Here is a 22,434-nt window from a genome sequence, read left to right as displayed (position 1 = left end):
CCGATTCCTCGCACGTGCACCAGCCTAGAGGTAGTCGGGTCAGGGCGTTTGCCACATGCCACAAATGTGGGTCCGGCAAACAGTGGAACGGACTATGGAGTCAGCACCTCGGTGCCGACGAACGGCACCAGCGCCGCGGGCACCCGCACGGAACCGTCGGCCTGCTGGTGGTTCTCCAGCAAGGCGACCAACCACCGGGTGGTGGCCAGCGTGCCGTTGAGCGTGGCCGCGATCTGCGGCTTGCCGTTCTCGTCGCGGTAGCGGACCGAGAGCCTGCGGGCCTGGAAGGTCGTGCAGTTCGAGGTCGAGGTGAGTTCGCGGTAGGTCTGCTGGGTCGGCACCCAGCCCTCGCAGTCGAACTTGCGGGCGGCCGAGCTGCCCAGGTCACCGGCGGCGACATCGATCACCCGGTAGGGCACCTCGATGGCGGCCAGCATCTCGCGTTCCCACCCCAGCAGGCGCTGGTGCTCCGCCGCGGCCCGGTCCGGGGTGGTGTAGACGAACATCTCCACCTTGTCGAACTGGTGCACGCGGATGATGCCGCGGGTGTCCTTGCCGTAGCTGCCCGCCTCCCGGCGGAAACACGACGACCAGCCCGCGTAGCGCCTTGCGCCCGCCTCGCCGAGGTCGAGGATCTCGTCGGCGTGGTAGCCGGCCAGCGGCACCTCCGAGGTGCCGACGAGGTAGAGGTCGTCGTCGGCGAGGTGGTAGACCTCGGCCGAGTGCTGGCCGAGGAAGCCGGTGCCTGCCATGATCTCCGGGCGCACGAGCACCGGCGGGATCATCATGGTGAAGCCGTTGGCCACCGCCTTCTGCGCGGCCAGCTGGAGCAGACCGAGCTGGAGCAGGGCGCCGTTGCCGGTGAGGAAGTAGAAGCGCGCCCCCGAGACCTTGGCGCCGCGTTCCATGTCGATCAGGCCGAGCGCCTCGCCGAGCTCGAGGTGGTCCTTGGGCTCGAAGTCGAACGCGCGCGGGGTGCCGACGGTCTCGAGGACCACGTAGTCGTCCTCGCCGCCCGCGGGCGCGCCCTCCTGCACCACGTTCGAGATGGCGCGATGCGCGGCGTCGAGATCGGCGTCGGCCGCGTGCTGGGCCGCCTCGGCCTCCTTGACCTTGGCCGACATGTCGGACGCCTGCGCGAGCAGCGCCGGGCGCTCCTCCTTGCTCGCCTTGCCGATGACCTTGCCCATGGCCTTGTGCTCGGCGCGCAGGTTGTCCGCCGTCGCCACCGCGGCGCGGCGCGCGGAGTCGGCTTCCAGCAGTGCGTCGACGAGCGCGGGGTCTTCGCCGCGGGCCCGCTGCGAGGCACGGACGGCTTCCGGATCTTCGCGCAGGAATCGGAGGTCGATCATGGGAAAACAGCCTAGTGGCCGCCGCAACCAGGTTATCCACAGGTGCGGTCTTTCCCTGGCTCCCGGCGGTGGAGAGGGGCATAGTTGCTTCTGTGGCTCCCACATTCGATTCCGCAGTCATCGATTCCGCGCTCGACGAACTCACCGCAGGGGAGAAGACCTGGTCCGATACCGGGCTCGCACGACGTCGCGAGCTGCTCGACCGCGCCCACGCGCTGACCGCCGAGCACGCCGAGGCGTGGGTGGCGGCGGCGCGCACCGTCAAGAAGCTCGATCCGGCCAGCCCGCTGGTCGGCGAGGAGTGGATGTCGGGTCCGATGACGCTGCTGGCCGGCCTGGCCGCGCTCTCGGAGTCGGTGTCGGCGCTCGAACACGGCCGGAGCCCGATCGCGGGCGTGCGGCTCGGCACGGCGCCCGGCGGCCGGGTCACGGTGCCCGCCCTCCCCCACGGCGTCTACGACAAGCTGCTGCTCAACGGGTTCAGCGCGGACGTGTGGCTACGCCCCGGCGTCGACGCGGCCACCGCGCGGCGCAAGGCCGGGCTGGCCCAGCTCGACCCGGCCGCCACCGGCGGCGTCGGCGCGGTGCTCGGCGCGGGCAACATCATGTCCATCGCGCCGCTGGACACCCTCTACGAGCTCTACGCCAACAATCGGGTGGTCGCGCTCAAGCTCAACCCGATCACCGACCCCCTGCTGCCCGTCTTCGAGGCCATCTTCGCGCCGTTCATCGACCTCGGCGTCGTCCGCATCCTCACCGGCGGCGCCGAGGAGGGCGGCTACCTCGTCCGGCATCCCAAGGTCGCGCACGTGCACATGACCGGCGGCGCGCCCACCCACGACGCCATCGTCTGGGGCCCGGGCGAAGAAGGCGCCCGGCGCAAGGCCGAGGGCACCCCGCTGCTCGACAAGCCGATCACCAGCGAACTCGGCGGCGTCGCGCCCTGCATCGTGCTGCCCGGCGAGTGGTCGGCCGCCGACCTGAAGTTCCAGGCCGAGCACGTGGCCACCCAGCGTCTGCACAACGGCGGCTACAACTGCGTGGCCGCGCAGACCGTGGTGCTGCCCGCCGACTGGCCGCAGAAACAGGACTTCCTCGCCGCGCTGCGCACCGCCGTCGACGAGGCCCCCGCCCGCATCGCCTACTACCCGGGCAGCGATCAGCGGGTGGCCGCCGCGGTGGGCAGCTACCCCGGCTCCGAGCGCTCCGGCGGACGGGTGCTGGTGGAGAACCTGCCCGCCACGGACACCGCGCTGCTGCGCACCGAGTACTTCTCCCCCGTGCTCGGCGTGGTCGAACTGCCCGGCACCGGCACCGAATACCTCGACCGCGCGGTCGATTTCGCCAACGACGAGCTGATGGGCACGCTCGGGGCGAACATCATCGCGCATCCGCGCACCCTGAAGGAGCTCGGCGCGGCGTTCGACGCGGCGGTGGAGCGGCTGCGCTACGGCACGGTGGCGATCAACGCCTGGACCGGCGTCGCCTTCCTGACCCCACGGGCTAGCTGGGGCGCCTTCCCCGGCCACACCCTCGACGACATCCAGAGCGGTGTCGGCGTCGTACACAACGCCTTCCTGCTCGACGACGTGGAGCGCACGGTCGTGCGCGGCCCGTTCCGCCCGGCGCCGCGGTCGATCCTCACCGGCGAGTTCACACTGAGCCCGAAGCCGCCGTGGTTCGTCTCCAACAAGACCGCCACCGCGACCGGCCGCAAGCTCACCGAGTTCTACGGCGACGGCAAGCCCACCCGCCTGGCCGGCATCTTCGCCTCCGCCCTGCGCGGATAGCGCGGCACAGGCCGCCACCCGCAACGCGACCGCACCCGAGCGCGCCGGCGCTCCACCAGCACAGCTCCCATAGGATGGGCACCGATGTCGGAGAAGGATTCGGAACAGAGGACCACGCCGCGGAGCCGGCGCCGCGCGGAGGCGGCCGGATCCGGGCGCAACCTGTCGGCGACGAAACTGCGCTGGGGGCTGCTGATCGGCGCTCTCGGCGCGGTAGTCGCCGCCCTGGTGACGATGTTCATCACCGGGTTCGACAACGACAAGGGCCTGGAGGCGCACCAGCCCGGTGCCGAGCCGGTGGTCCGCGACCGGGTGTTCGGCAGCGCCGCCGCGGGCGACTGCCTCACCTGGTCGAAGGCCGACCGCAGCGACCTGGTGAAGGTGAACTGCGCCGACAAGCACCAGTTCGAGGTGGCCGCGGTGGTCGATCTGAGCCAGTACCCGGGCCGCGAGTTCGGTGAGGGCACCCGCCACCCCGATTCGCTGCGGATGACCGAGCTCAAGGACGAGCACTGTGTGCCCGCCGTGCAGCAGTACCTGAACGGGCGGCTGGACCCGCGCGGCAAGTACGTGGTCAACGTGATGTCGCCGAGCCCCGACGGCTGGGCGCACGGGGACCGCACGCTGCGTTGCGGCGTGCAGGCGGCCTCGAGCGCAGGCGTGGTGGCGACCACCGGCGGCATCCACGGCCAGGACCAGTCCAAGGTGCACGACGCGGGCGTCTGCCTCGGCATCAACCAGAACCTGCCGACCGACCCGGTCGACTGCTCCCAGCAGCATTCGGTGGAGGTCGTCGGTCAGGTCGATCTGGCCGGGCAGTTCACCGGCGGCCCGCCGTCGGAAGCGGATCAGGACCGCTTCGTCGAGCAGGAGTGCACCCGCATCTCCACCGACTATCTCGGCAGCGCCGACGCCATCCGCAACAAGACGCTGACCCTGTTCTTCGACTACGTCGAGGCGAGCAGCTGGCTGGCAGGCAGTCACAAGCTGGACTGCTGGATCGGCAAGGGGGCCGACCGTGAGGGTTTCGCGCCGATCGTCGGCTCGGCCCGCGGCGAGATCCTGATCAACGGCCAGGCACCGGTGCCGCCGCCGAACTCCGGCCGCTCGACGCCCGCGCCGTTGCCGGGCGCCGCCCCGCTGCCGCCGCAGCCGCAGCCGAGGTAGCTGTGGGCGTGGCGATGAGCGCCGATCGGTTCGAGGAACTGGTCGGTGAGGCGCTCGACATGATCCCCGAGCAGCTCGCCCGCGCCATCGACAACGTCGTCGTGCTGGTCGAACCGCGCAACGACGAGGATCCGGGCCTGCTCGGGCTGTATCACGGCATCGCGCTGACCGAGCGCGACACGACGTACGCGGGCGCGTTGCCGGATACGATCACCATCTACCGGGACGCTATCCTCGACATCTGCCGCAGCGAGGGCGAGGTGGCCGAAGAGGTCGCGATCACCGTGATCCATGAGATAGCGCACTATTTCGGGATTGACGACGACCGGTTGCATGAGCTGGGATGGGGCTAGGAAAAGGTGGGGATTCGATGGAACCGATCGCGTAGCTGTCGCGTCCTATCACTCGTAGGGGGAATTCTCGTGGTTCCCGGTAGACGCCACTAGAAGGAGTCGAGTCATGGTCGGACACATTCTCGTCGCGCCGGAAGCCGTGCTCGCCGCAGCCGCCGAGCTGGATCTGCTCGCCGAGCGCCTGGCCGCGGTGGCGACCATCGCCGGGCCGGCCACGCACGTGCTGCCGTCGGGCGCCGAAGAGGTGTCGCTGCTGGCGGCCACGCACTTCAACAAGGCTGCGGGCACGCACGATTCGTCGATGGCGCAGGGCATTCTCGAGCTGCACCACGCGGCGGCGACCCTGCGGTCGCAGCTGGCCACGCACATCGGGGAAGACGTGGTCCGCGCCGCGACGATCAACGCCGTCCAGGTCTGACGCGACCGCACGACTTTCAGGGGAGAGAAGCATGACCGCAGGAATCACCGGGGTGTTCTGGCTGCCCCGCATGGCCGAGGCGAACTCGACCATGCTCAACGCCGGTGCGCACGCCATCCCGATCTCGGCCGCGGCCACCTCGTGGGGCACGCTGGCCGCCGCGTGGGTCGACGCGACCGCGACCGTCGCCCGGGTCATCGCCGAGGTCGGTGTCGGCCTGCAGGGTGTCAACGGCCTGGCCGTGCTCGGGCGTCTCGCGCCGTTCCTCGGCTGGGCCGAGCAGCAGGGCGTGATGGCCGCGACCATGGGCGCCAAGTGCGCGGCCAACGCCACCGCCTACACCGTGGCCTCGCTGGCCATGCCCAGCCTGCCCGAGATCATCGCGACCAACGGCGCGGTCGTCGCCTCGGCGAACCCGCCCGGCGTGGTGTCCGGCGCCTTCGAGGCGGCCGAAGTCACCAAGAACGCCATGGACATTCGCGCCGCGCTGGTCATGGAGACCTACGAGGCGGCCACCTCGGCCACCGTCGCCACGCCCGGCGAGTTCTTCACCCCGCCGCCCATCGCCAACGGCGCGGGCACCGCGGAGGCGACCAGCGGCGAGCAGGCCTTCGGTGAGGACCCGGTGTCCACCGTGGCCGCCGCGGCCCAGGCCTTCGTGAGCAATCCGGGCGTTGTCAGCGCCGCGACCCAGGCGGCCAACGTCGCCGGTTCGGTGGCGAGCGGTGGCGTCGGCACCGTCGGCAACATCGCCGGTTCGGCGCTGTCCGCGGCGACCTCGGCCGCCTCGGTGCCTTCGGTCGCCGCGCCGACCATGATGGGCGTGGGCGCGGTCGGCGCCGGCGCGGGCGCGGCGAGCGCGACGCGGTCGGCCACCCTGTCCGGCGGGGGCAGCTCGCTCGGCGCCGGTCAGCTCAAGCTGCCCGAGGGCTGGGGCGCACCCGCCGCCAACGCGCCTGCGGCCGCGCCGGTTTCGGACGCCGTGGTCACCCGTCTCGACAACGCGGCCCCGGTGCGCACCGCGAGCAACGGCAACCCGCTGCTGGGCAACCAGGCGCGCAGCTCCGACGACGACGAGTCCGAGCACAAGTCCGCCGACTACGGCCGTGGCGATCACTTCACCGACGGCCTCGCCACCACGGACGGCGTGATCGGCGCGGACCTGTCGACCGTGAAATGACGGTACTCGGCGGCGACGGCGGGCACTCGCTGCTCGAAGCGGTGGTGCTATCGCTCGACGAGATGCAGTACCTGCTGGAGCATCTCGAACTCGACGAGATGCCCGTCGTTCTCGACGCCAAGGGCCGCTACGACAACGTGACGGCCCACGACGCGGCCATGGCCGCGGCCGCCGAGTCGCTGCGCGCGCGGGAACTGCTGTTCGGGGAGGAAGTTCCCGGGGAGCTGGTGGCCCGCCTGCGCACGCTGTACCGCCCGCAGTGGATCATCGCGCTGCGCTGGGTGGTGTCGGGCCAGGTCAACCGGTTCTGCCTGGCGCAGGGCGACGATCTCGCGGTCGTCGCCCTGCGCGGGCCGGACTCCTACGTGATCGATCACGCCGGTATCGATCTGGCGGGCACCGTGCTGCAGGCGCTCGGCCCGGCCGAGGCGCTCGAGCTCTACGGGCTCAACGCGCCGACCGAGGTCCTGGCACCGATCTTCGGCGACACCGGCGACGCGGCGGCCACCGCCCGCCGCCTCACCGAAATCGCCCATCCCGCCACGGATGCGCAGACCCTGGCGTCGGCGCTGGTCGAGATCCATTCCTACGCCGAGATCGTCGGCGTCGCCTACGGCGACGGCACCCGCGACATCCTCGACAACCACATCGCCGTGTTCAACACGCGCGCGGGACGTTTCGTCATCACCGCGAGCATGTCCGACGACGGGGTGAAGTGGTCGTCGATCGCCTCGGGCACGCCCGCGCGGCTGCGCACCGCCGTGCAGGATCTGATCGAATCGCTGCCGGTGCGCACCGAATTCCCGCTGGCGCGCACCGAGAGCTGATCAGCCCATCGGGTCGTCGGCGCCTCGTTCGGCCTTCACGCCGAAGGGCGGGGTGAACCGGCCCCAGCGCAGGCACTGCCAGCCGCCGTCGGCCGTGGGCAGCAGTTCGATGGTCTCGGTGTTGTCGAGATGGTTGTTGGTGGTGAACGGCGGCCGGACGCCGGCCAGCACGTTGGCCACCAGCCGCATGGCGGCGCCGTGCACCACCACGAGGACGTCACCCTCGTCGTCGCCGGTGAAGTACTGCTCGCGCAGGTCGGCGATGGCGGGCAGGAAGCGGCCGAGCACATCGCTGCCGGATTCGCCGCGTTCGGGCCGCACGTCGAGTTCGCCCGCGTGCCAACGGTGATAGATCGCCTGGAACTCCGCGTGCGCCGCGTGGTCGGAACGGCCCTCCAGCGCGCCCGCCTGGACCTCGTAGACGCCGTCGAGCACGCCGGCGGTCACCCCGGACGCCTCCTCGATGTGCGCGGCGGTCTGCCGCGCGCGCAGGGCCTGGGACGACAGCAGCACCCGCGGCGGGGCGAGCAGTCCGGTGCCGAACGCTTTCGCCTGCGCCACACCGCGTTCGGTGAGCGGCAGGCCGGGCAGGGCGGTGTCCAGGATGCGGGCGACGTTGCCCTCGGTCTCGCCGTGCCGGACGAGGACGAGGCGGGCGGGCCTGGTGGTCATAGGTCAGCGACCCCCTTTCGCAACTGGGTCAGCCACTCGGCGGCGGGCTCGTCCGACGGCGGCGGGGTGCCCGTCGCCGACGACGCGGGCCAGGAACCGAGGAAGCGGATCCGGGCCGTGCGATGCAGTGCCTTGAGTGTCTCGGCGACGGCGGGATCGTCGATGTGGCCGACACAGTCCAGGTAGAAACGGTAGGTGCCCATGCCGGTTCGCGTGGGCCGGGATTCGATGCGTGTCAGATCCACACCCCGCGTGGCGAATTCGGCGAAGGCCCGCATGAGCGAGCCGGGCTCGTTGGTCAGTTCGAGCACGATCGAGGTGCGGTCGGCGCCGGTCGCCGCGGGCGCCGGGCCGGGTCGGGTGACCAGGACGAAACGGGTCACGGCCTGGTCGTGGTCGGCCACGCCGTCGGCCAGGGCGATCAGGCCGCGACGCTGCCCGGCCAGGGCCGTGGACACCGCCGCGTCGGCCAGGCCCGCGGCGACGTCCTCGGCGGCGGCCGCGTTGGAGGCGGCGGTCTGGACCCGGGCGTCCGGCAGGGTCCGCGCGATCCATTCCCGCACCTGCGCCTCCGCGACCGGGTAGGCGGCGATGGTGCGTACCGCGGCGAGTTCGGTGCCGGGGCGGGCGACGATGGTGAAGGCGACGTCGAGTTCGGTCTCCGCGACGATCTGCAGACGCGGGCCGATAGCCAGCGAGTCGAGGGTGGCGGGGATGGATCCCTCCACCGAACTCTCGATCGGCACGACGGCGCCGTCGACCTCTCCCTTGCGGATCAGTTCCAGCGCCGCGCCCTGGCTCGGCGCGGCGACCCGCTCGACGAGGCCGTCGAAGGCCCCCGAGGACTCGAAGTTCGCCAGAGCCATTTCGGTGAAGGTCCCGGAGGGACCGAAGTATGCGATGCGCGGCACCCCGTCAGTTTATGGCGCGCCGCGGAGTGCGGGGCGGTTGCGCGATCCGGGCGGACCGGATTTCCCTCAGGGTTCCAGCACGGTCAGCGCGGCGCTCACGAGGGCTTCGGCTCCCGTTTCGATGCCGAGCAGCACCCCGCGCAAGGCTTCGACAGCGGGTGGTTTCAACCCGGTGAGGAAGGCGATGTCGGGGTCGGTCAGCGCGCGCGGGATGTCGTCGCCGATGAGCGCGGCCACGGTGCCCGCGACCACCGCGACGGCGCGGGCGCCGTCATCGGTGCGCGCGACGAAGCCGGTGTCGGCGTGGGCGGCGCCGGCCAGGAAGGCGGCCAGGTCTGTGTCGGGGATGTCGGCGTCGACGACCCGTTCCCCGGGCGCGGAGCTGCCCGCCGGGCGCAGCAGGCCGGTGACCAGGCTGCGGCGGGCCGGGGCCGAGAGGCTGATCAGGACGGGCTCCCCCGCGCCGGCGTGCTCGTCGTGGCTCATCCGCTCACCGTATCGGCGGACGGCATCGGGTCGGCATCGGGGCGAGCCGAAGGGTTGCGCGGATCACTCGCATAACTTAGCTTAGGTTTACCTAAACATCACCGCGGAGGTTTGCATGCCGAGCTCGACCACCACCCTGGCGCCGACCGCCGCCGAGCGGGTCCGCAACGCCTGCGCCAACGCCGAGACCGCGGTCCTCGCCCTGCCCGGCGTCGACCCCGTCCCCACCACCCTGCACCACCTGCGCGCCTGCGGTGACGCCGTCGTCGCGGTGCCGACCACGGCGCTGGCCGCCGCGCTGGCCGCGACCGCCAACGAGACCCCCGCCGTCGTCGAGATCACCGATCACGCCCCGCTGCCCGTGCGCGAACCCGTCCGCGCGCTGGTGTGGCTGCGCGGCTGGGTCCGGCAGGTGCCGCCGGGGGCCCAGCGCGCGCTGGCCGGTGAGATCGCCAAGGAGTTCCCGCATCCGTCGCTGCTCGACGTCGGGCACACCACCACGCTGCTGCGCGTCCTGGTGAACTCGGCGGTGCTGGCCGACGCGACCGGCGCCGAATCGGTCGACCACACCGCGCTGCGCGCCGCGCGCAAGGACCCGTTCTGCGAGATGGAGGCGGCCTGGCTGCAGCACCTCTCGGAGGACCACGCCGACGTCGTGGAGGCGCTGACCCGCCACGTCCCGGCCGAACTGCGTTCCTACCCGGTGCATCCGCTGGCGCTCGACCGTTTCGGACTCACGCTGCGGGTGGAGGGGACCGACGGCGATCACGACGTGCGGCTGCCCTTCCTGAGCCCCGCCACCGACGTGGAATCGCTGAGCTACGCGGTGCAGCTGCTGTGCCGCTCGCGCGCACGGGGATTCGCCACCTCCTGACCGCCGCGCCGCGCGGCATACACTCCGCGCTATGCGAGTCGATGAACCCGATGCCCCGCTGAGCGAACGGGAACGGTTCGGGATCCGGGTCGAGATCGCCGTCGTCCTGATGGTGACCTTCGGGCTCAGCGGCATCAGCGCGGCGCTGTCGCTGCTGAACTCCGCGCTCGCGCCCGGCGGCCTCGCCGAGCGGACGGTGGCGCTCAACGCGTCCCGGTCGGCGCAGTCGCTGCTGGATCTGGCCTTCCAGCTGGTCGGAGTCGCGCGGCTCGCGGCGTGGGCCGCGCTCGGGCTGTATCTGATGTGGCGCAGCGGCCTCGGGCCGCGGCTGATCGGCCTCGCGCGCCCCACCTGGCGTGGCGACGGCCTGCCCGCCCTCGCGCTGGCCGCGATCATCGGCCTGCCGGGCCTCGGCCTGTACCTCGTCGCGCACGCGCTGGGCGTCAGCGTCACCATCGTGCCCAGCTCGCTGGGCGAGCACTGGTGGCGGCTGCCCGCGCTGATCCTGTCGGCCTGCGCGAACTCCGTGGCCGAGGAGGTCATCGTGGTGGCCTACCTGCTGACCCGGCTGCGGCAGCTGGGCTGGTCGCAGAACAAGTCCCTGGCCGCCTCGGCGCTGCTGCGCGGCAGCTACCACCTGTATCAGGGGCTCGGCGGCGGCCTCGGGAACCTGGTCATGGGCGTGATCTTCGGCCGCTACTGGCAGCGGACCAACCGGCTGTGGCCGCTGGTGTTCGCGCACGCCCTCATCGACGCGGTCGCCTACCTCGGGTACACCGCGTTGCGCGGGCGCGTCTCCTGGCTGCCGTGATCTCCGGCGCGCCGCGAGGAAAACCCGCGTTTCGCGCTAACGGAAACCGCCCGGTGGCGGATCCTGTAAGGACAACCACGCAGCCGGTCCGCGACCCCGGCGACCAGTAGAGTTCGAGATGATGAACGGCGACGCTCCCCGCGATGACGCACGGAACCGCCGGGTGCCGCCCCAGGGCCGCCCCGGCGGTGGCCCGCCGCCGCCACCACCCGGCCGCGGCGGCGCCCCCTACCCGCCCCGTTCCCGCGGCGGCGCGCCCCGCGAAGACGACCCGACCGTGCGCCGCGGCCCCCAGCACGGCTTTCCCGGCGCGCCGGGCCACCAGCCGCCGCACGCCAGGCCCCAGCGCGGGCCGTCCCACGATCCCGCCGAGCAGCCGACGGTCCGCTACGGCGGACCGGGCGACCGGCGCAGGCCACCGGTCGAGCGCACGCAGGTCATGCATCGCGACGGCCGCGGCGAGCAGCCGCTGGCCTACTCGCAGGCCCCCTACGAGGCCCCCGCGCGCCCGAAGGCCCGGCCCGCCGCCCCCGCGCCGCGGCGCGAGCAGCGCCACGCCCCGACCCAGCGACCGGTCCCCCACCGCGACGAACCGCCGCGCCGAACGCCCCCGCCGCCCGGCGACGGACGCGTCCCCCGGCGCGGGCGGCCGGAGGCCGCGCCGCAAGAAGCACCTCGGCCGCTGGTTCCTGCTGCTGATCGTGGTCCTGGTCGGCGCGCTCGTCGCGGGGGTCATTCATCTGGACAACTCGCTCACCCGCATCCCGGCGCTGGCGAACTACCAGGGCCGACCGGGCGACACTCCCGGCACCAACTGGCTGCTGGTCGGCTCCGACGGTCGCGGTGACCTCTCGCCCGAACAGGAACAGGAGCTCGCCACCGGCGGCGACACCGGGCCCGAACGCACCGACACGATCATGCTGGTGCACATCCCGTCCTCGGGCGCGACGACGATGGTCAGCCTCCCGCGCGACTCCTACGTCAGCATCCCGGGGCACGGCAAGGACAAGCTCAACGCCGCCTTCGCCTTCGGTGGCGCGCCGCTGCTTGTCCAGACCGTCGAGCAGGCGACCGGCGTCCACATCGACCACTACGGGCAGATCGGCTTCGCGGGATTCGCCGGCGTCGTCGATTCGCTGGGCGGCATCGAGGTCTGCCTCGACCAGCCCATCTCCGATCCGCTGGCGGGGCTCGAACTGCCGCAGGGCTGCCAGACCCTCGACGGGCCGCAGGCTCTCGGCTTCGTCCGCACCCGCGCCACCGCGCTGGCCGACATCGACCGCATGAACCACCAGCGGATGTTCATGTCGGCGCTGCTGAAGAAGGCGACCTCGGCGGGCAGCCTGGTGAATCCGTTCGTGCTGTGGCCGATGGCGGGTGACGTCGCGAAGTCCCTCAAGGTGGACACCGGCGACCACATCTGGAACATCGGCGCCCTCGGCTGGGCGATGCGCGGCGAGACCGTCACCACCACGGTCCCGATCGGCGGATTCGACGATACCGATGTCGGGAACGTCCTGCTCTGGGACAAGGCGAAGGCGAGTTCGTTCTTCGAGGCCCTGGCCGAGGACAAGCCGATTCCCCAGGACCTGCTCACGCGGTAACGTCGAATCATGTCCGACGACCGTTCGTTCACCGATCTGCTGCGCGCTCAGATCCGGCACGGGTTGACCGCGGCACAGCAATATCTCGCGGCGGCAGTCTATTTCGACGCCCAGCGGCTGCCGCAGCTGGCGGCGCAGTGCTATGCCCGTTCCGGGGAGAATCGCGGGCACGCCCTGCGCATGGTCCAGTACCTGCTCGACCGGGATCAGGCGGTCGAGATCGGCGGGCTGGACGAGGTCCGCTCCGCCTTCGACTCGCCGAGGGCCGCGGTCGCATTCCTGCTCGACACCGAACGCACCCGCACCGACCAGATCACCGAACTCGCCGCCGCCGCACGACGGTCCGATGATTACCTCGGCGAACAATTCGTGCAATGGTTCCTCAAGGAACAGATCGAGGACACCGCCGGAATGACGACCCTGCTCACGGTGCTCGACCGGCGCGGCAATCTCTTCGACGTGGAAGAGTTCATCCGGCGCGAGCTGCGCAGTACCGTCGCCGCCGACACGACGGCGCCGAAAATGGCCGGAACAGGCCGAATTTAGGAAATACTACCCTCAATAAGGCTGTGCTCAATAAGGTTGCACTTGGATGACAGCCGCGTATATCCAGGGCTAACGTGACGATCATGTCGAGTCATTCGGAAGCCCCCCGCAGCAAATTCCACAGCCTGCTGGCTGATCAGATCCGGCACGAGTTCAACGCCGAACACCAGTACATCGCCATCGCGGTGTGGTTCGACAATGCGGATCTGCCCCAGCTGGCCAAGCGCTTCTACGCCCAGGCCGTGGAAGAACGCAATCACGCCATGATGATCGTCCAGTATTTCCTGGACCGGGACATCAACATCGACCTGTCCGGTGTGGATGCCGCCAAGTCGAAGTTCGAGAACCCGCGCGAGGCCATCGCGCTGGCGCTCACCCAGGAGAAGACGGTCACCGATCAGATCGTCCGCCTGGCCAGCACGGCCCGCGAGGAAGGCGATTACCTGGGCGAGCAGTTCATGCAGTGGTTCCTCAAGGAGCAGGTCGAGGAAGTCGCCAACATGAACACGCTGCTCAACATCACCGATCGCGCCGGGTCCAACCTGTTCGATCTGGAGAACTTCATCGCCCGGGAGATGAGCGGACCGTCGGACACCACCGGCGCCCCGTCGACGGCAGGCGGGCATCTCTGACCGGCTGCCGCGGCGCCGGTAGCTGAGCGTTTCTCGACACGAACGGGTCGGGTTCCCCCGGGGAACCCGACCCGTTTCTGCGCGTAGGCGCCGCGATCAGCGCAGCGTCACCTGACGCGACCGCAGGCCGTCGCGGGAACGACGTTCCTCGCTGGTCAGCGGGGCGTCCGAGGCCAGGGCCTCGGCCAGGCGGGCGCCGAATTCCCGTGCGGGCGCCTCCCATTCGCTCGGGTGCTTCTCCCGATCCAGGTCGAAGACCGGTACCAGCAGGCCGTGGGTGCGGAACGAGCCGGCGAAGCGCGAACCCTCGCCCATGTGCAGGCCGCCCGCGGCGTGCACGCGGGCCAGCGCCAGCATCAGGGCGTCCTCGTCCTCCGGGCGGACCCAGCGCACGTGCGCCTTCTCCCCGGCGTCCACCCACCAGGCGGCGCCGACCGCGTCGGCGCCGAGATCGAGCCGCGCCGAGGGCATGATCGCTTGCTTGGCCTGCTCGATGGTGGCCGCCACCTGCGGATCCGGGGTGACGCCCTCGGGCACCCACCAGTCGAAGTCCTGATGCACGGTCAGCTCGAGATCGGCGCCCGGGTCGATGACGTCGGCCAGGCGCGGGCCGCCCTCGGAGGCGGCGGCGTAGCTGAGCGACTCGCCCGGCTCGGCGGACTGGGTCCAGAGGATGGCCGCCGCCAGATCGGCCGACGGGTCGGTGCCCTGGTGCTGCATCTGTGTGCCGACGAAGCCGACCTCCGCGTCACCGGCCCGCACCAGCGCGGCCACCGCGCCGGGCAGCACGGTCGCCAGGGTGACCTCGCGCTGCGCCGCCACACCGGGGGCCAGCTTCAACGTCGCGGTCGCCGACGGGACGAACTCCCGCAGCGCCACCAGATCGCATTCGGCGGCGAGGCCCTCGAACGGACGCGTGACGGCTCCGGCGGCCTGCTCCTGCGCGGCCCGCCGCTCGGCGAGACGCTGGGCCCGGTTGCCTCCGGGCTTCGGACTGTTGCGCTTGCTTTTACCCACGAGCGCACACCTTACTGCGCAGGTACGGCGCCTACAGCAAAGCCTTGGTACGCGCCGGGTGGTTGGTCGCCACCCAGCTGACGCCCAGGTCGGCGCACAGCTGCACGTCCTCGGGATCGTCGACCGTCCAGCAGTACGTCGCCCGGCCCGCCGCGGCGGCCTTGTCGACGAGTTCGGGGTGCTCACGCAGGGTTTTCACCGACGGGCCGACCGCGGTCGCGCCGACCGTGGTCGCCGCGCCGCCGCCGAGGAAGCGTGAGGACTCCCCCAGCAGGACGGTGGGCAGCAGCGGCGCGGCCCGGCGGATCCGCCACACCGCGGTGGCGGCGAAGGACATGACCACCGCGCGCGAGTGATCGGCCGAGGCGGGCGCGGCGATGCCGAAACGCTGGAGTTCGGCGAGCAGTTTGTTCTCCACCAGGGCGCCGTAGCGGACCGGGTGCTTGGTCTCGATGAACAGCTTGGTCGGCCTGCTGCGCCAGTCGAGGACGAGCCCGATGAGGTCGCTGAGCGTGAGCACCGGCGCCGGGGCGTCGTCGGTGCCGAAGTTCATGTCCTGCAGCTCGGCCAGGGTCAGTTCGCTCACCAGCCCGCTGGCGTCGGAGGTGCGGTCGACGGTGCGGTCGTGCACGCAGACGAGGTAACCGTCGCGGGTCAGCCGGACGTCGCATTCGACGCCGTCGGCGCCTTCTTCCAGGGCCAGCTCGTAGGCGGCGAGAGTGTGTTCGGGGCGCGCCGCCGACGAACCCCGGTGCGCGACGACGAACGGCGCGCGATTCACCTGGCTCACTTGGCCACAACCTCCTCCTGCTCACGGTCGGCCCGACCGTGCTCGGCCCCGGCATTCTCACCTTTTTCCGGGGAATTCGCGCGTTCAATCGTGGCGGCGGGCTCGGTCGTTCCCGGGGTCACCGCGGCGATCACCTCCGGGACCGGGTCCGCGCCGACCACCCAGCGATGCGCCGACCGCGCGGTGCCGCGCAGGTCGCGGCCTTCGATCATGCGGACGGTGTAGAGCGTGAACAGCGCGAACCCGGCGGCCCACAGGTCGGTGAAGGCGCTGAAGGACACCCCGTCCGCCTCGGCCTGCAGGGTGCCCGCGGGCCGCCACAGCAGCGACAGCGCGACGAAAAGACCGCTGACCAGCCACAGCCCCCACCAGATCCGGACGGTGCGCTGGGTACGCGGGTCCGGCCGGTCGCCGAGCAGTTCGGTGAGGAACACCCCCGGCCACAGCAGGTTCGCGACGGGCACGAGACAGCCGAGCACCTGGGACCACATCGACCGCGGGTCACGCTCGCCGCGCGCGGCGTAGGCCGCCCGGCGGGCGCGGAGGAGCCAGCCGGTCAGCGCGAGCGCCGCGCCGAGCGCGCAGAGCGGGGCGAGGACGCCGAAGAGCCAGACCGTCGCGTCGGAGAACCACAGCAGCCACTGCGGAATCAGCTTCGTCCGGTTGCGCAGCAGGATCAGATACCGGCCGTACTCGGCCAGGCTCGCCACCCCGAACATCGCGACGGTGAGCAGCAGCAGGCGGTCGCGCCGGGCGGTGAACCGGTCGAAGGGCAACACCGGGGCGACGGGCACCGGCGGCGGGACATCGCGCAGGCCCCACTGCGGGAGCAGCGTGTAGCGCGGGGTCGGGGTGCGCGGCGCGGTCACCCGGGTGGTCGCGGCGCTGCGGCGGGTGCGGTGGTCGGGCCTGCGGGCGACCCACCGATAGTTACGGCGCTCCGGCGGCGCGTCGACCGGGCCCGGTGACAGCAACACACCGCGGCACCGCGGGCACCAGTGCATCGGGGCGCCCTGGACCGCCCATCGCGCGCCGCAGCGCGCACACGGCTGCACCACAGAACTCACCCGCCACCCCGTTCCGGCTAGTAGATCTTGGCCTCGTGGTCACCGTCGGCGACCACCGGGCGGCCCGCCTTCTGCCAGGCCACCATTCTTCCCGAGACGTGGAACGCCTCGCGCCCGATGTGCTCCAGGTACTTCACGACCTCGATGGATCTGCCGCCCTGCCGACACACGACATACAGGTCGGCGTCGAAGTCGAGCTCGTCGATGCGCGCGGGCACGTCGACCATCGGGATGTGGACGGCGCCGGGAGCGTGTCCCAGGTCCCACTCGTCGGCCTCGCGCACGTCGAGGAGCAGCGCCGAGGGCGGCGGGTCGGCGTGGTCGAACACGGCGGGCACCTCACCCACCGGCACCGTCGGGACATCGGAGCTCACGATTCGATCCTGCCATGCGACCCCGGTCACCGGGGAGCGTGTGCGCGGTCTGGGGATGGATCCCGGTTATCCACAGATTCCACAGTTCGATCCACACCGGTCAGCTATCCTTCAGCACACGAGCGCGCACGCCGGCCGCCCGGGCGATGCCGCGCGGAACGTGACACAGCGGGCGGCGAACGATCCGGGACTCCCCTCCATGCAATCCCGGAGCGCGCACCGCCCGCTGACATCGGTTTTCGGTCTCCCCACCGAACCCGACATCTACTTGGACGCCGCTCGGCCGCCTTCGGTTCCATAAAAAATGAGGAACTTGCGGAGAATCAGAAATCCCGCCATCTGGGCGGCGGATCGGTAGCCTGAACGCATGAACCAGAGCAGGGGGCTACTCGACAGTTTCGACATCACCGGCCTGAACACCGCTTTGTCCGAATCGACCTGCCACGGCGCCGAGGTCGACATCACAGCGCGGCAGATCCGGCTCACCCTGGAGGTACTGACCCTCCCGGAGGAGCACGGGCCCGCGCCGACCGACACCACCGTCACGCTCACCTTCACCGGAGTCACCCGCGTCGCCGCCTCGCTGCGCATCCAGCGCTGGGACGACATCGACGCCAAGGTCCTCCCGTTGACCCTCGAACAGCTCGACGAGGCCATCCGCAGCTTCGGCGGCGGCGGCCTGCACGGCTGGGAGTTCGTCGACCTCGACGACAGCGGCTGGACACTGTGGAGCGAACTGCTCAGCTTCGACACGGTGCTCGACCAGCGGATCGCCGCCCACGTCATCGAGTTCTCCCAGGAGGAGGGCATCGACCCGCGCGAACTCGACGTGCGCGTCTGGTTCGACCGAATCACCGTCACCGACCGCTCCGGCGCCGAGATCGCGCTGCCCGAGTTCATCGCGGGCGGACGCCGCTGGTGGGACGCCCACGCGCGCGGCGAGGCCCGCGCGATGAAGGCGGACATCGCGCCGCCGCTGTGATCGGCCGGATCCTCCGGGACCCGGACTTCGGCGCGCGCTGATTCGATCAGGAATGCGGGGGCACACGTCCTCGGTTGGACCGATCGGGTGTACGAATGATGGTTGAGAGTGTGCTCGATGAGGATGGGTGCACACTCACCCGACACAGGAAAGGGACAACGTGGCCGAGTACACGCTGCCGGATCTGGATTACGACTACAGCGCCCTGGAGCCCCACATCTCCGGGCAGATCAACGAGATTCACCACTCGAAGCACCACGCCGCCTACGTCGCGGGCGCCAACGCCGCGCTGGAGAAGCTGGAAGCCGCCCGCGAGGCCGGCGACCACGCCGCCATCTTCCTGAACGAGAAGAACCTGGCGTTCCACCTCGGTGGCCACACCAACCACTCCATCTGGTGGAAGAACCTCTCCCCCAACGGTGGCGACAAGCCGGTCGGCGAGCTGGCCGCCGCGATCGACGACCAGTTCGGTTCGTTCGACAAGTTCCGCGCGCAGTTCACCGCGGCCGCGAACGGCCTGCAGGGCTCCGGCTGGGCCGTCCTCGGCTACGACACCCTCGGCCAGAAGCTGCTGACCTTCCAGCTGTACGACCAGCAGGCCAACGTGCCGATCGGCATCATCCCGCTGCTGCAGGTCGACATGTGGGAGCACGCCTTCTACCTGCAGTACAAGAACGTCAAGGCCGACTACGTGACCGCGTTCTGGAACGTCGTCAACTGGGCCGACGTGCAGGACCGCTTCGCCCGCGCCGTGTCGCAGGGCAAGGGGCTCATCTTCGGATAGGGCTCTGTCCGTTGCGGCTGGCGCCGCGGGTTTCGGCCTCGTAACCCCGGCGCCGGGGACCGATACTGCGCCTTCGGCGTGACGTCTCGGTCCCCGGCGCCGGGGCGGCCGAGACCGTGTGGGTCTCGTTTCCGGGGCGGCCGCAACCGTGTGGGTCTCGTTTCCGGGGCGGCCGCAACCGTGTGGGTCTCGTTTCCGGGGCGGCCGCAACCGTGTGGGTCTCGTTTCCGGGGCGGCCGCAACCGTGTGGGTCTCGTTTCCGGGGCGGCCGCAACCGTGTGGGTCTCGTTTCCGGGGCGGCCGCAACCGTGTGGGTCTCGTTTCCGGGGCGGCCGCAACCGTGTGGGTCTCGTTTCCGGGGCGGCCGCAACCGTGTGGGTCGCTTTCCCGGGGCGGACCGCACCTGCTTTGGTTGTCGCATTCGCGACACCACAGCTGAAGGGCACATCGTTCGCGGTGTGCCCTTTTTCGTGTCCATCTAGCACTCTTTGGTACTTGTGTGCCAGATGGTTTTCCGGCTATTCCTGTCATACGTAGAGGACGGGCAACGCCGCCCCCGGGTGACACACGGGAGGCCATCATGATCCAGGGACCGATCGGCATCACGCCGTTCCAGGCACGGGGACAGTTGCGGGGTTTCGTGGTGTCGGGCCGGTGGCCGGACACCACCAAGGAATGGGCGCAGGTGCTCGTGCTCGCGGTTCGGGTGGCCTCGATGCCGGGCCTGCTGCTGACGTCCACGGTCTTCGGCGTCCGCGAGGAGCTGCCCGACGATCCGGAGCCGGGCACGGTGGGGCTGGTCGTCGCCGAGGGCCCGATCCTGGGCGAGCAGGCGCTGGAGCCGGGCCGGTTCGCCGACCACGTGCCGCCGGCGCTGCTGATGCTGCATCCCCCGTCCGAGACCCGGCCCACCCTGCCCGAATGCGCGGGCGCGGCGTCGGGGTGCGTGCTGCTGCCTGGGGTGCCGCACCTGGGGCTCGAGCACCGGGCGGCGTGGGCGGAGGCCGAACTCGACGGGACGGTGACCTCGCTGGTGAGCCGGGTCGGACTGGACCCGATCAGCGATCCGGACACGGCGGTCCTGGCGATGCTGCTCGCCGCGTAGCCGGGCGAAGGCCGGGCAAACCCGGCCGCCACGGCCGGCCGGACCACATTCCTACGGGTCACCGAACATTGCCGCCGGGTTCGCCAAACTTCTTGCCGCCTTTGCGATTTGGCTTACAGAGAATTGGCAAACCGGCGGCGATCGGGCTAGGCTGGGTCGCAGCGAAGGGGAGTAGCCCGCAATCGCCCAGTCGACATACTGATCGCCCCCGCGATCCGGCTGCGCGAACCGGTCACCACCGGTGGACGAGACCTTCGGCCGTGAACAACCGATCCGTCGTGTTGTCGGCTGAAGCGCACCCCTCGTTTCTCAGCCGACAGGCCGGAGCCCTGGGAGCTGATGTCGATGATCGCCACGATCGCGCTGAGTTTCGGCGTGCTCTTCCTGGCCGAGCTGGGTGACAAATCCCAGCTGATGGCCCTGACCTTCTCGCTGCGTTACCGCTGGTGGGTCGTCCTGTCCGGGATCACCCTGGCGAGCGTGGCCGTCAATCTCATCGCCGCCGGCGTCGGCCACTTCCTCGGCACCGCGCTGCCCGCGGACGCCATCGCCGTCGTCACCGCGCTCACGCTGCTCGTGGTCGGCCTGTGGACGCTGCGGGAGGCGTCCGGTCCGGCGGAGGAGGCCGACGACGATGCGCCCGCGGCCCCGAAGGCCCGCAACGCGCTGCTGGTGATCGTCTCGGCGTTCACCCTGGCCGAGCTGGGCGACCGCACGATGTTCGCCGCGGCGGCGCTGGCCTCGAGCAACAACTGGCTGGCGGTGTGGATCGGGTCGGTCGCGGGCATGGTCGCCGCGGGTGGGCTGGCCATCGCGGTCGGCAAGCTGGCGGGCAGGCACATTCCCGAGCGGCTCATCGCGTTCTGCTCCGGCCTGCTGTTCCTGTTCTTCGCGGGCAAGACCGCCCTCGACGCCTTCGCACCCGGTCTCGGCACGCTCGGTGCGGTCGCCCTCGCCCTGCTGCCGCCCGCGGTGCTCGGCGCCGTGTTCGCGGTGCGGGCCCGGCGGATCACGGCGGCCGAACCCGCGAAGGTCGGCGCCTGACCGGTCAGGTCAGCGCGGACCCGAACAGCGCGCCCGAGCGGCGAGCCAGCTCGAGGATGGGTTCGCGCAGCGCCAGCAGCCCGGACAGGTCCTCGGCGGCGATCCGGCCGGTGACCATGCCGCCGATGCCCGAGGCGAGCATCTCGCAGGCGAAGCGCTGCTCGGGGGTGCTCGCGCCGAGCACGGTGGCGAGCACGTCGACGAACCGTTCCAGCAGCGCCATCCGCTCCGCGATGGCCGCGGGCCCTACCGCGAAGACCTCGACCAGGTACAGCCGGGCCGCGGCGGGGTCGTCGACCAGGTGCCGCAGATACGCCTCGAGGATGTGGTCGAGCCGGTCCAGCGGCGGCTCGGAGGGGTCGATGGAGACCTCCTGGAGCCGGGCGGCCAGCAGGCCGGAGGCCCGGTCGAAGGCGGCCTCGAAGCATTCCTCCTTGGACCGGAACTGCTCGTAGAAGGTCTCCCGCGACACCCCGGCCCGCTTGAGGATCGCCGCCACCGGCGTGCCCACGTAACCGCCCTCGGTCATCGCCTCCCCCATGGCGACCAGAATGCGCTCACGCTGCGAGGCCACCACTTCCTCGCGGGACAGGCGGTGCCGTCCGCGCGGCAGCTGACGCAGATGGGAGGTCGATTCGGTCATCGGTCTGGCTCCGGAGGGGTTCATCGAGGCAGGATCAAAGGCAGTCCTTACCCATTCTGCGCGATAGCCGCGCACGGCCGTGATCGAAGTCTCCTCCGATTCCGGCTAAGGTGCAATTGACGAGTCGCCAACAAGACAGTCACAACGAGAGGATCATCGTGGAGATTTCGGGTTCCGCCGCCATCGTCACCGGAGGCGCATCCGGCCTGGGTGCCGCCACCGCCAAGCGCCTGGCCGACCTGGGCGCCACCGTCTTCGGTCTCGACATCCCGTCGTCGATCGAGCGCGCCGGTGACAACGTGCCCGAGGGCGTCACCCTGCTGCCCGCCGACGTGACCAACGGCGACGAGGTCGCCGCGGCCATCGCGACCATCACCGAGTCCGGCGTGCCGCTGCGCATCGTGGTGAACTGCGCCGGCGTCGGCTGGGCGGGCCGCATCCTGTCCAAGAACGGCCCGCACGACCTGGAGCTGTTCCGCACCGTCATCACGGTCAACCTGCTCGGCACCTTCAACGTCATGCGCCTGGCCGCCGACGCCATCGCCAAGACCGAGCCCGTGGACGAGTACGGCCAGCGCGGCGTCGTCATCAACACCGCCTCGGTCGCCGCGTTCGAGGGCCAGATCGGCCAGATCGCCTACTCGGCGTCCAAGGGTGGCGTGCACGGCATGACCGTCCCGGCCGCGCGCGACCTGGCGCAGTTCGGCATCCGCGTGAACACCATCGCCCCCGGCATCATCGACACCCCGATGCTGGCCGGCGTCACCGAGGAGTACCGCAAGGGCCTCGAGGCCGGCGTGCCGTTCCCGTCGCGCCTCGGCCGCCCCGACGAGTACGCCCAGCTGGCGGTCGACATCGTCGAGCACGACTACCTCAACGGCGAGACCATCCGCATGGACGGCGCGCTGCGCATGGCCCCGCGGTAACCACGCGACACGCGCGACGGCGCCCCGCCCTCCCGGCGGGGCGCCGTCGTGCGTCACCGGCTCACGGGGAGGGCGCCGC

At 71.0% G+C, this 22,434-nt stretch carries 25 protein-coding genes; 16 read left to right on the top strand and 9 right to left on the bottom strand.

Annotation, left to right across the window (positions count from 1 at the left end; translation table 11 throughout):
- Positions 1 to 92: 92 nt before the first annotated feature.
- Positions 93 to 1,352 carry a serine--tRNA ligase gene (gene serS / locus ON36_RS00380; RefSeq protein ID WP_043646263.1) on the bottom strand — a complete coding sequence of 420 codons (1,260 nt, stop codon included), beginning with the start codon at positions 1,350 to 1,352 and terminating at the stop codon, positions 93 to 95.
- 92 nt (positions 1,353 to 1,444) lie between these two features.
- Between serS and ON36_RS00375 the strand changes: the two genes are divergently transcribed.
- The 6 genes from ON36_RS00375 to ON36_RS00350 all read left to right on the top strand — a co-directional run bounded on the left by ON36_RS00375 (position 1,445) and on the right by ON36_RS00350 (position 7,087).
- Entirely contained in the window at positions 1,445 to 3,142 is a 1,698-nt protein-coding gene (locus ON36_RS00375) for an aldehyde dehydrogenase family protein (protein ID WP_083884815.1), read from the top strand.
- 84 nt (positions 3,143 to 3,226) lie between these two features.
- On the top strand, positions 3,227 to 4,309 hold the full coding sequence (locus ON36_RS00370) for a septum formation family protein (protein ID WP_043646258.1): 1,083 nt from the start codon (positions 3,227 to 3,229) through the stop codon (positions 4,307 to 4,309).
- 14 nt (positions 4,310 to 4,323) lie between these two features.
- On the top strand, positions 4,324 to 4,662 hold the full coding sequence (locus tag ON36_RS00365; RefSeq protein WP_043646278.1) for a metallopeptidase family protein: 339 nt from the start codon (positions 4,324 to 4,326) through the stop codon (positions 4,660 to 4,662).
- A 106-nt stretch (positions 4,663 to 4,768) separates the two neighbouring features.
- The gene (locus ON36_RS00360) at positions 4,769 to 5,080 is read left to right on the top strand and encodes a PE family protein (RefSeq protein WP_043646256.1); all 312 of its coding nucleotides are present in this window, start codon (positions 4,769 to 4,771) and stop codon (positions 5,078 to 5,080) included.
- 31 nt (positions 5,081 to 5,111) lie between these two features.
- The gene (locus ON36_RS00355) at positions 5,112 to 6,260 is read left to right on the top strand and encodes a PPE family protein (RefSeq protein ID WP_043646253.1); all 1,149 of its coding nucleotides are present in this window, start codon (positions 5,112 to 5,114) and stop codon (positions 6,258 to 6,260) included.
- A complete protein-coding gene (locus ON36_RS00350; RefSeq protein WP_043646250.1) occupies positions 6,257 to 7,087 on the top strand; it encodes an ESX secretion-associated protein EspG in 831 nt (276 codons plus the stop codon). The genes ON36_RS00355 and ON36_RS00350 overlap by 4 nt, the downstream gene beginning before the upstream one ends.
- Here ON36_RS00350 and ON36_RS00345 read toward each other — a convergent pair whose 3' ends face one another.
- The 3 genes from ON36_RS00345 to ON36_RS00335 all read right to left on the bottom strand — a co-directional run bounded on the left by ON36_RS00345 (position 7,088) and on the right by ON36_RS00335 (position 9,156).
- Positions 7,088 to 7,759, bottom strand: coding sequence for a histidine phosphatase family protein (locus ON36_RS00345; protein WP_043646248.1), 672 nt, complete (start codon positions 7,757 to 7,759; stop codon positions 7,088 to 7,090). It lies immediately after the preceding gene.
- Positions 7,756 to 8,670: a prephenate dehydratase gene (gene pheA / locus ON36_RS00340; RefSeq protein WP_043646245.1), complete on the bottom strand. Its 915-nt coding sequence runs from the start codon at positions 8,668 to 8,670 to the stop codon at positions 7,756 to 7,758. The genes ON36_RS00345 and pheA overlap by 4 nt, the downstream gene beginning before the upstream one ends.
- Positions 8,671 to 8,736: 66 nt before the next feature.
- On the bottom strand, positions 8,737 to 9,156 hold the full coding sequence (locus ON36_RS00335; protein WP_043646241.1) for a hypothetical protein: 420 nt from the start codon (positions 9,154 to 9,156) through the stop codon (positions 8,737 to 8,739).
- A gap of 115 nt (positions 9,157 to 9,271) precedes the next feature.
- Here ON36_RS00335 and ON36_RS00330 point away from each other — a divergent pair, with 115 nt between their 5' ends.
- The 5 genes from ON36_RS00330 (at position 9,272) to ON36_RS00310 (ending at position 13,623) form a co-directional block, all read left to right on the top strand.
- Positions 9,272 to 10,030: a DUF2470 domain-containing protein gene (locus tag ON36_RS00330; RefSeq protein ID WP_052313494.1), complete on the top strand. Its 759-nt coding sequence runs from the start codon at positions 9,272 to 9,274 to the stop codon at positions 10,028 to 10,030.
- Between the two features lie 31 nt (positions 10,031 to 10,061).
- Positions 10,062 to 10,841 carry a CPBP family intramembrane glutamic endopeptidase gene (locus ON36_RS00325; RefSeq protein ID WP_043646240.1) on the top strand — a complete coding sequence of 260 codons (780 nt, stop codon included), beginning with the start codon at positions 10,062 to 10,064 and terminating at the stop codon, positions 10,839 to 10,841.
- Between the two features lie 701 nt (positions 10,842 to 11,542).
- Entirely contained in the window at positions 11,543 to 12,445 is a 903-nt protein-coding gene (locus ON36_RS35990; RefSeq protein WP_245557789.1) for an LCP family protein, read from the top strand.
- Between the two features lie 9 nt (positions 12,446 to 12,454).
- Positions 12,455 to 12,991 carry a ferritin gene (locus tag ON36_RS00315; RefSeq protein ID WP_043646238.1) on the top strand — a complete coding sequence of 179 codons (537 nt, stop codon included), beginning with the start codon at positions 12,455 to 12,457 and terminating at the stop codon, positions 12,989 to 12,991.
- An 83-nt stretch (positions 12,992 to 13,074) separates the two neighbouring features.
- Positions 13,075 to 13,623: a ferritin gene (locus tag ON36_RS00310; protein ID WP_043646236.1), complete on the top strand. Its 549-nt coding sequence runs from the start codon at positions 13,075 to 13,077 to the stop codon at positions 13,621 to 13,623.
- A 96-nt stretch (positions 13,624 to 13,719) separates the two neighbouring features.
- On the opposite strand, the gene ON36_RS00305 is transcribed toward ON36_RS00310, so the two are convergent.
- The 4 genes from ON36_RS00305 to ON36_RS00290 all read right to left on the bottom strand — a co-directional run bounded on the left by ON36_RS00305 (position 13,720) and on the right by ON36_RS00290 (position 16,874).
- Positions 13,720 to 14,640, bottom strand: coding sequence for a DUF5926 family protein (locus tag ON36_RS00305; RefSeq protein ID WP_043646232.1), 921 nt, complete (start codon positions 14,638 to 14,640; stop codon positions 13,720 to 13,722).
- Between the two features lie 31 nt (positions 14,641 to 14,671).
- Positions 14,672 to 15,430, bottom strand: coding sequence for a glycerophosphodiester phosphodiesterase (locus ON36_RS00300; RefSeq protein ID WP_043646229.1), 759 nt, complete (start codon positions 15,428 to 15,430; stop codon positions 14,672 to 14,674).
- On the bottom strand, positions 15,427 to 16,407 hold the full coding sequence (locus tag ON36_RS00295) for a DUF4328 domain-containing protein (protein WP_052313493.1): 981 nt from the start codon (positions 16,405 to 16,407) through the stop codon (positions 15,427 to 15,429). Before ON36_RS00295 ends, ON36_RS00300 begins: the two co-directional genes overlap by 4 nt.
- Positions 16,408 to 16,514: 107 nt before the next feature.
- Complete coding sequence (locus ON36_RS00290; protein ID WP_083884816.1) at positions 16,515 to 16,874, bottom strand: rhodanese-like domain-containing protein; 360 nt, start codon at positions 16,872 to 16,874, stop codon at positions 16,515 to 16,517.
- 364 nt (positions 16,875 to 17,238) lie between these two features.
- Between ON36_RS00290 and ON36_RS00285 the strand changes: the two genes are divergently transcribed.
- The 4 genes from ON36_RS00285 (at position 17,239) to ON36_RS00270 (ending at position 20,786) form a co-directional block, all read left to right on the top strand.
- Positions 17,239 to 17,853, top strand: coding sequence for a hypothetical protein (locus tag ON36_RS00285; RefSeq protein WP_043646222.1), 615 nt, complete (start codon positions 17,239 to 17,241; stop codon positions 17,851 to 17,853).
- 160 nt (positions 17,854 to 18,013) lie between these two features.
- Positions 18,014 to 18,637: a superoxide dismutase gene (locus ON36_RS00280; RefSeq protein ID WP_043646218.1), complete on the top strand. Its 624-nt coding sequence runs from the start codon at positions 18,014 to 18,016 to the stop codon at positions 18,635 to 18,637.
- Between the two features lie 580 nt (positions 18,638 to 19,217).
- Complete coding sequence (locus ON36_RS00275) at positions 19,218 to 19,742, top strand: hypothetical protein (protein ID WP_043646216.1); 525 nt, start codon at positions 19,218 to 19,220, stop codon at positions 19,740 to 19,742.
- Positions 19,743 to 20,087: 345 nt separating this feature from the next.
- Positions 20,088 to 20,786, top strand: coding sequence for a TMEM165/GDT1 family protein (locus ON36_RS00270; protein WP_043646271.1), 699 nt, complete (start codon positions 20,088 to 20,090; stop codon positions 20,784 to 20,786).
- A 4-nt stretch (positions 20,787 to 20,790) separates the two neighbouring features.
- Here ON36_RS00270 and ON36_RS00265 read toward each other — a convergent pair whose 3' ends face one another.
- Positions 20,791 to 21,429 (bottom strand): TetR/AcrR family transcriptional regulator, encoded by a 639-nt coding sequence (locus ON36_RS00265; protein WP_043646213.1) that lies wholly within the window; start codon positions 21,427 to 21,429, stop codon positions 20,791 to 20,793.
- A gap of 158 nt (positions 21,430 to 21,587) precedes the next feature.
- Between ON36_RS00265 and ON36_RS00260 the strand changes: the two genes are divergently transcribed.
- The gene (locus tag ON36_RS00260) at positions 21,588 to 22,355 is read left to right on the top strand and encodes an SDR family NAD(P)-dependent oxidoreductase (RefSeq protein WP_043646211.1); all 768 of its coding nucleotides are present in this window, start codon (positions 21,588 to 21,590) and stop codon (positions 22,353 to 22,355) included.
- The last annotated feature ends 79 nt before the right edge of the window (positions 22,356 to 22,434 follow it).

It is taken from the genome of Nocardia thailandica NBRC 100428, assembly GCF_000308795.1.
Taxonomy (GTDB): domain Bacteria; phylum Actinomycetota; class Actinomycetes; order Mycobacteriales; family Mycobacteriaceae; genus Nocardia; species Nocardia thailandica.
This window is presented reverse-complemented; position numbering and strand designations above follow the sequence as displayed.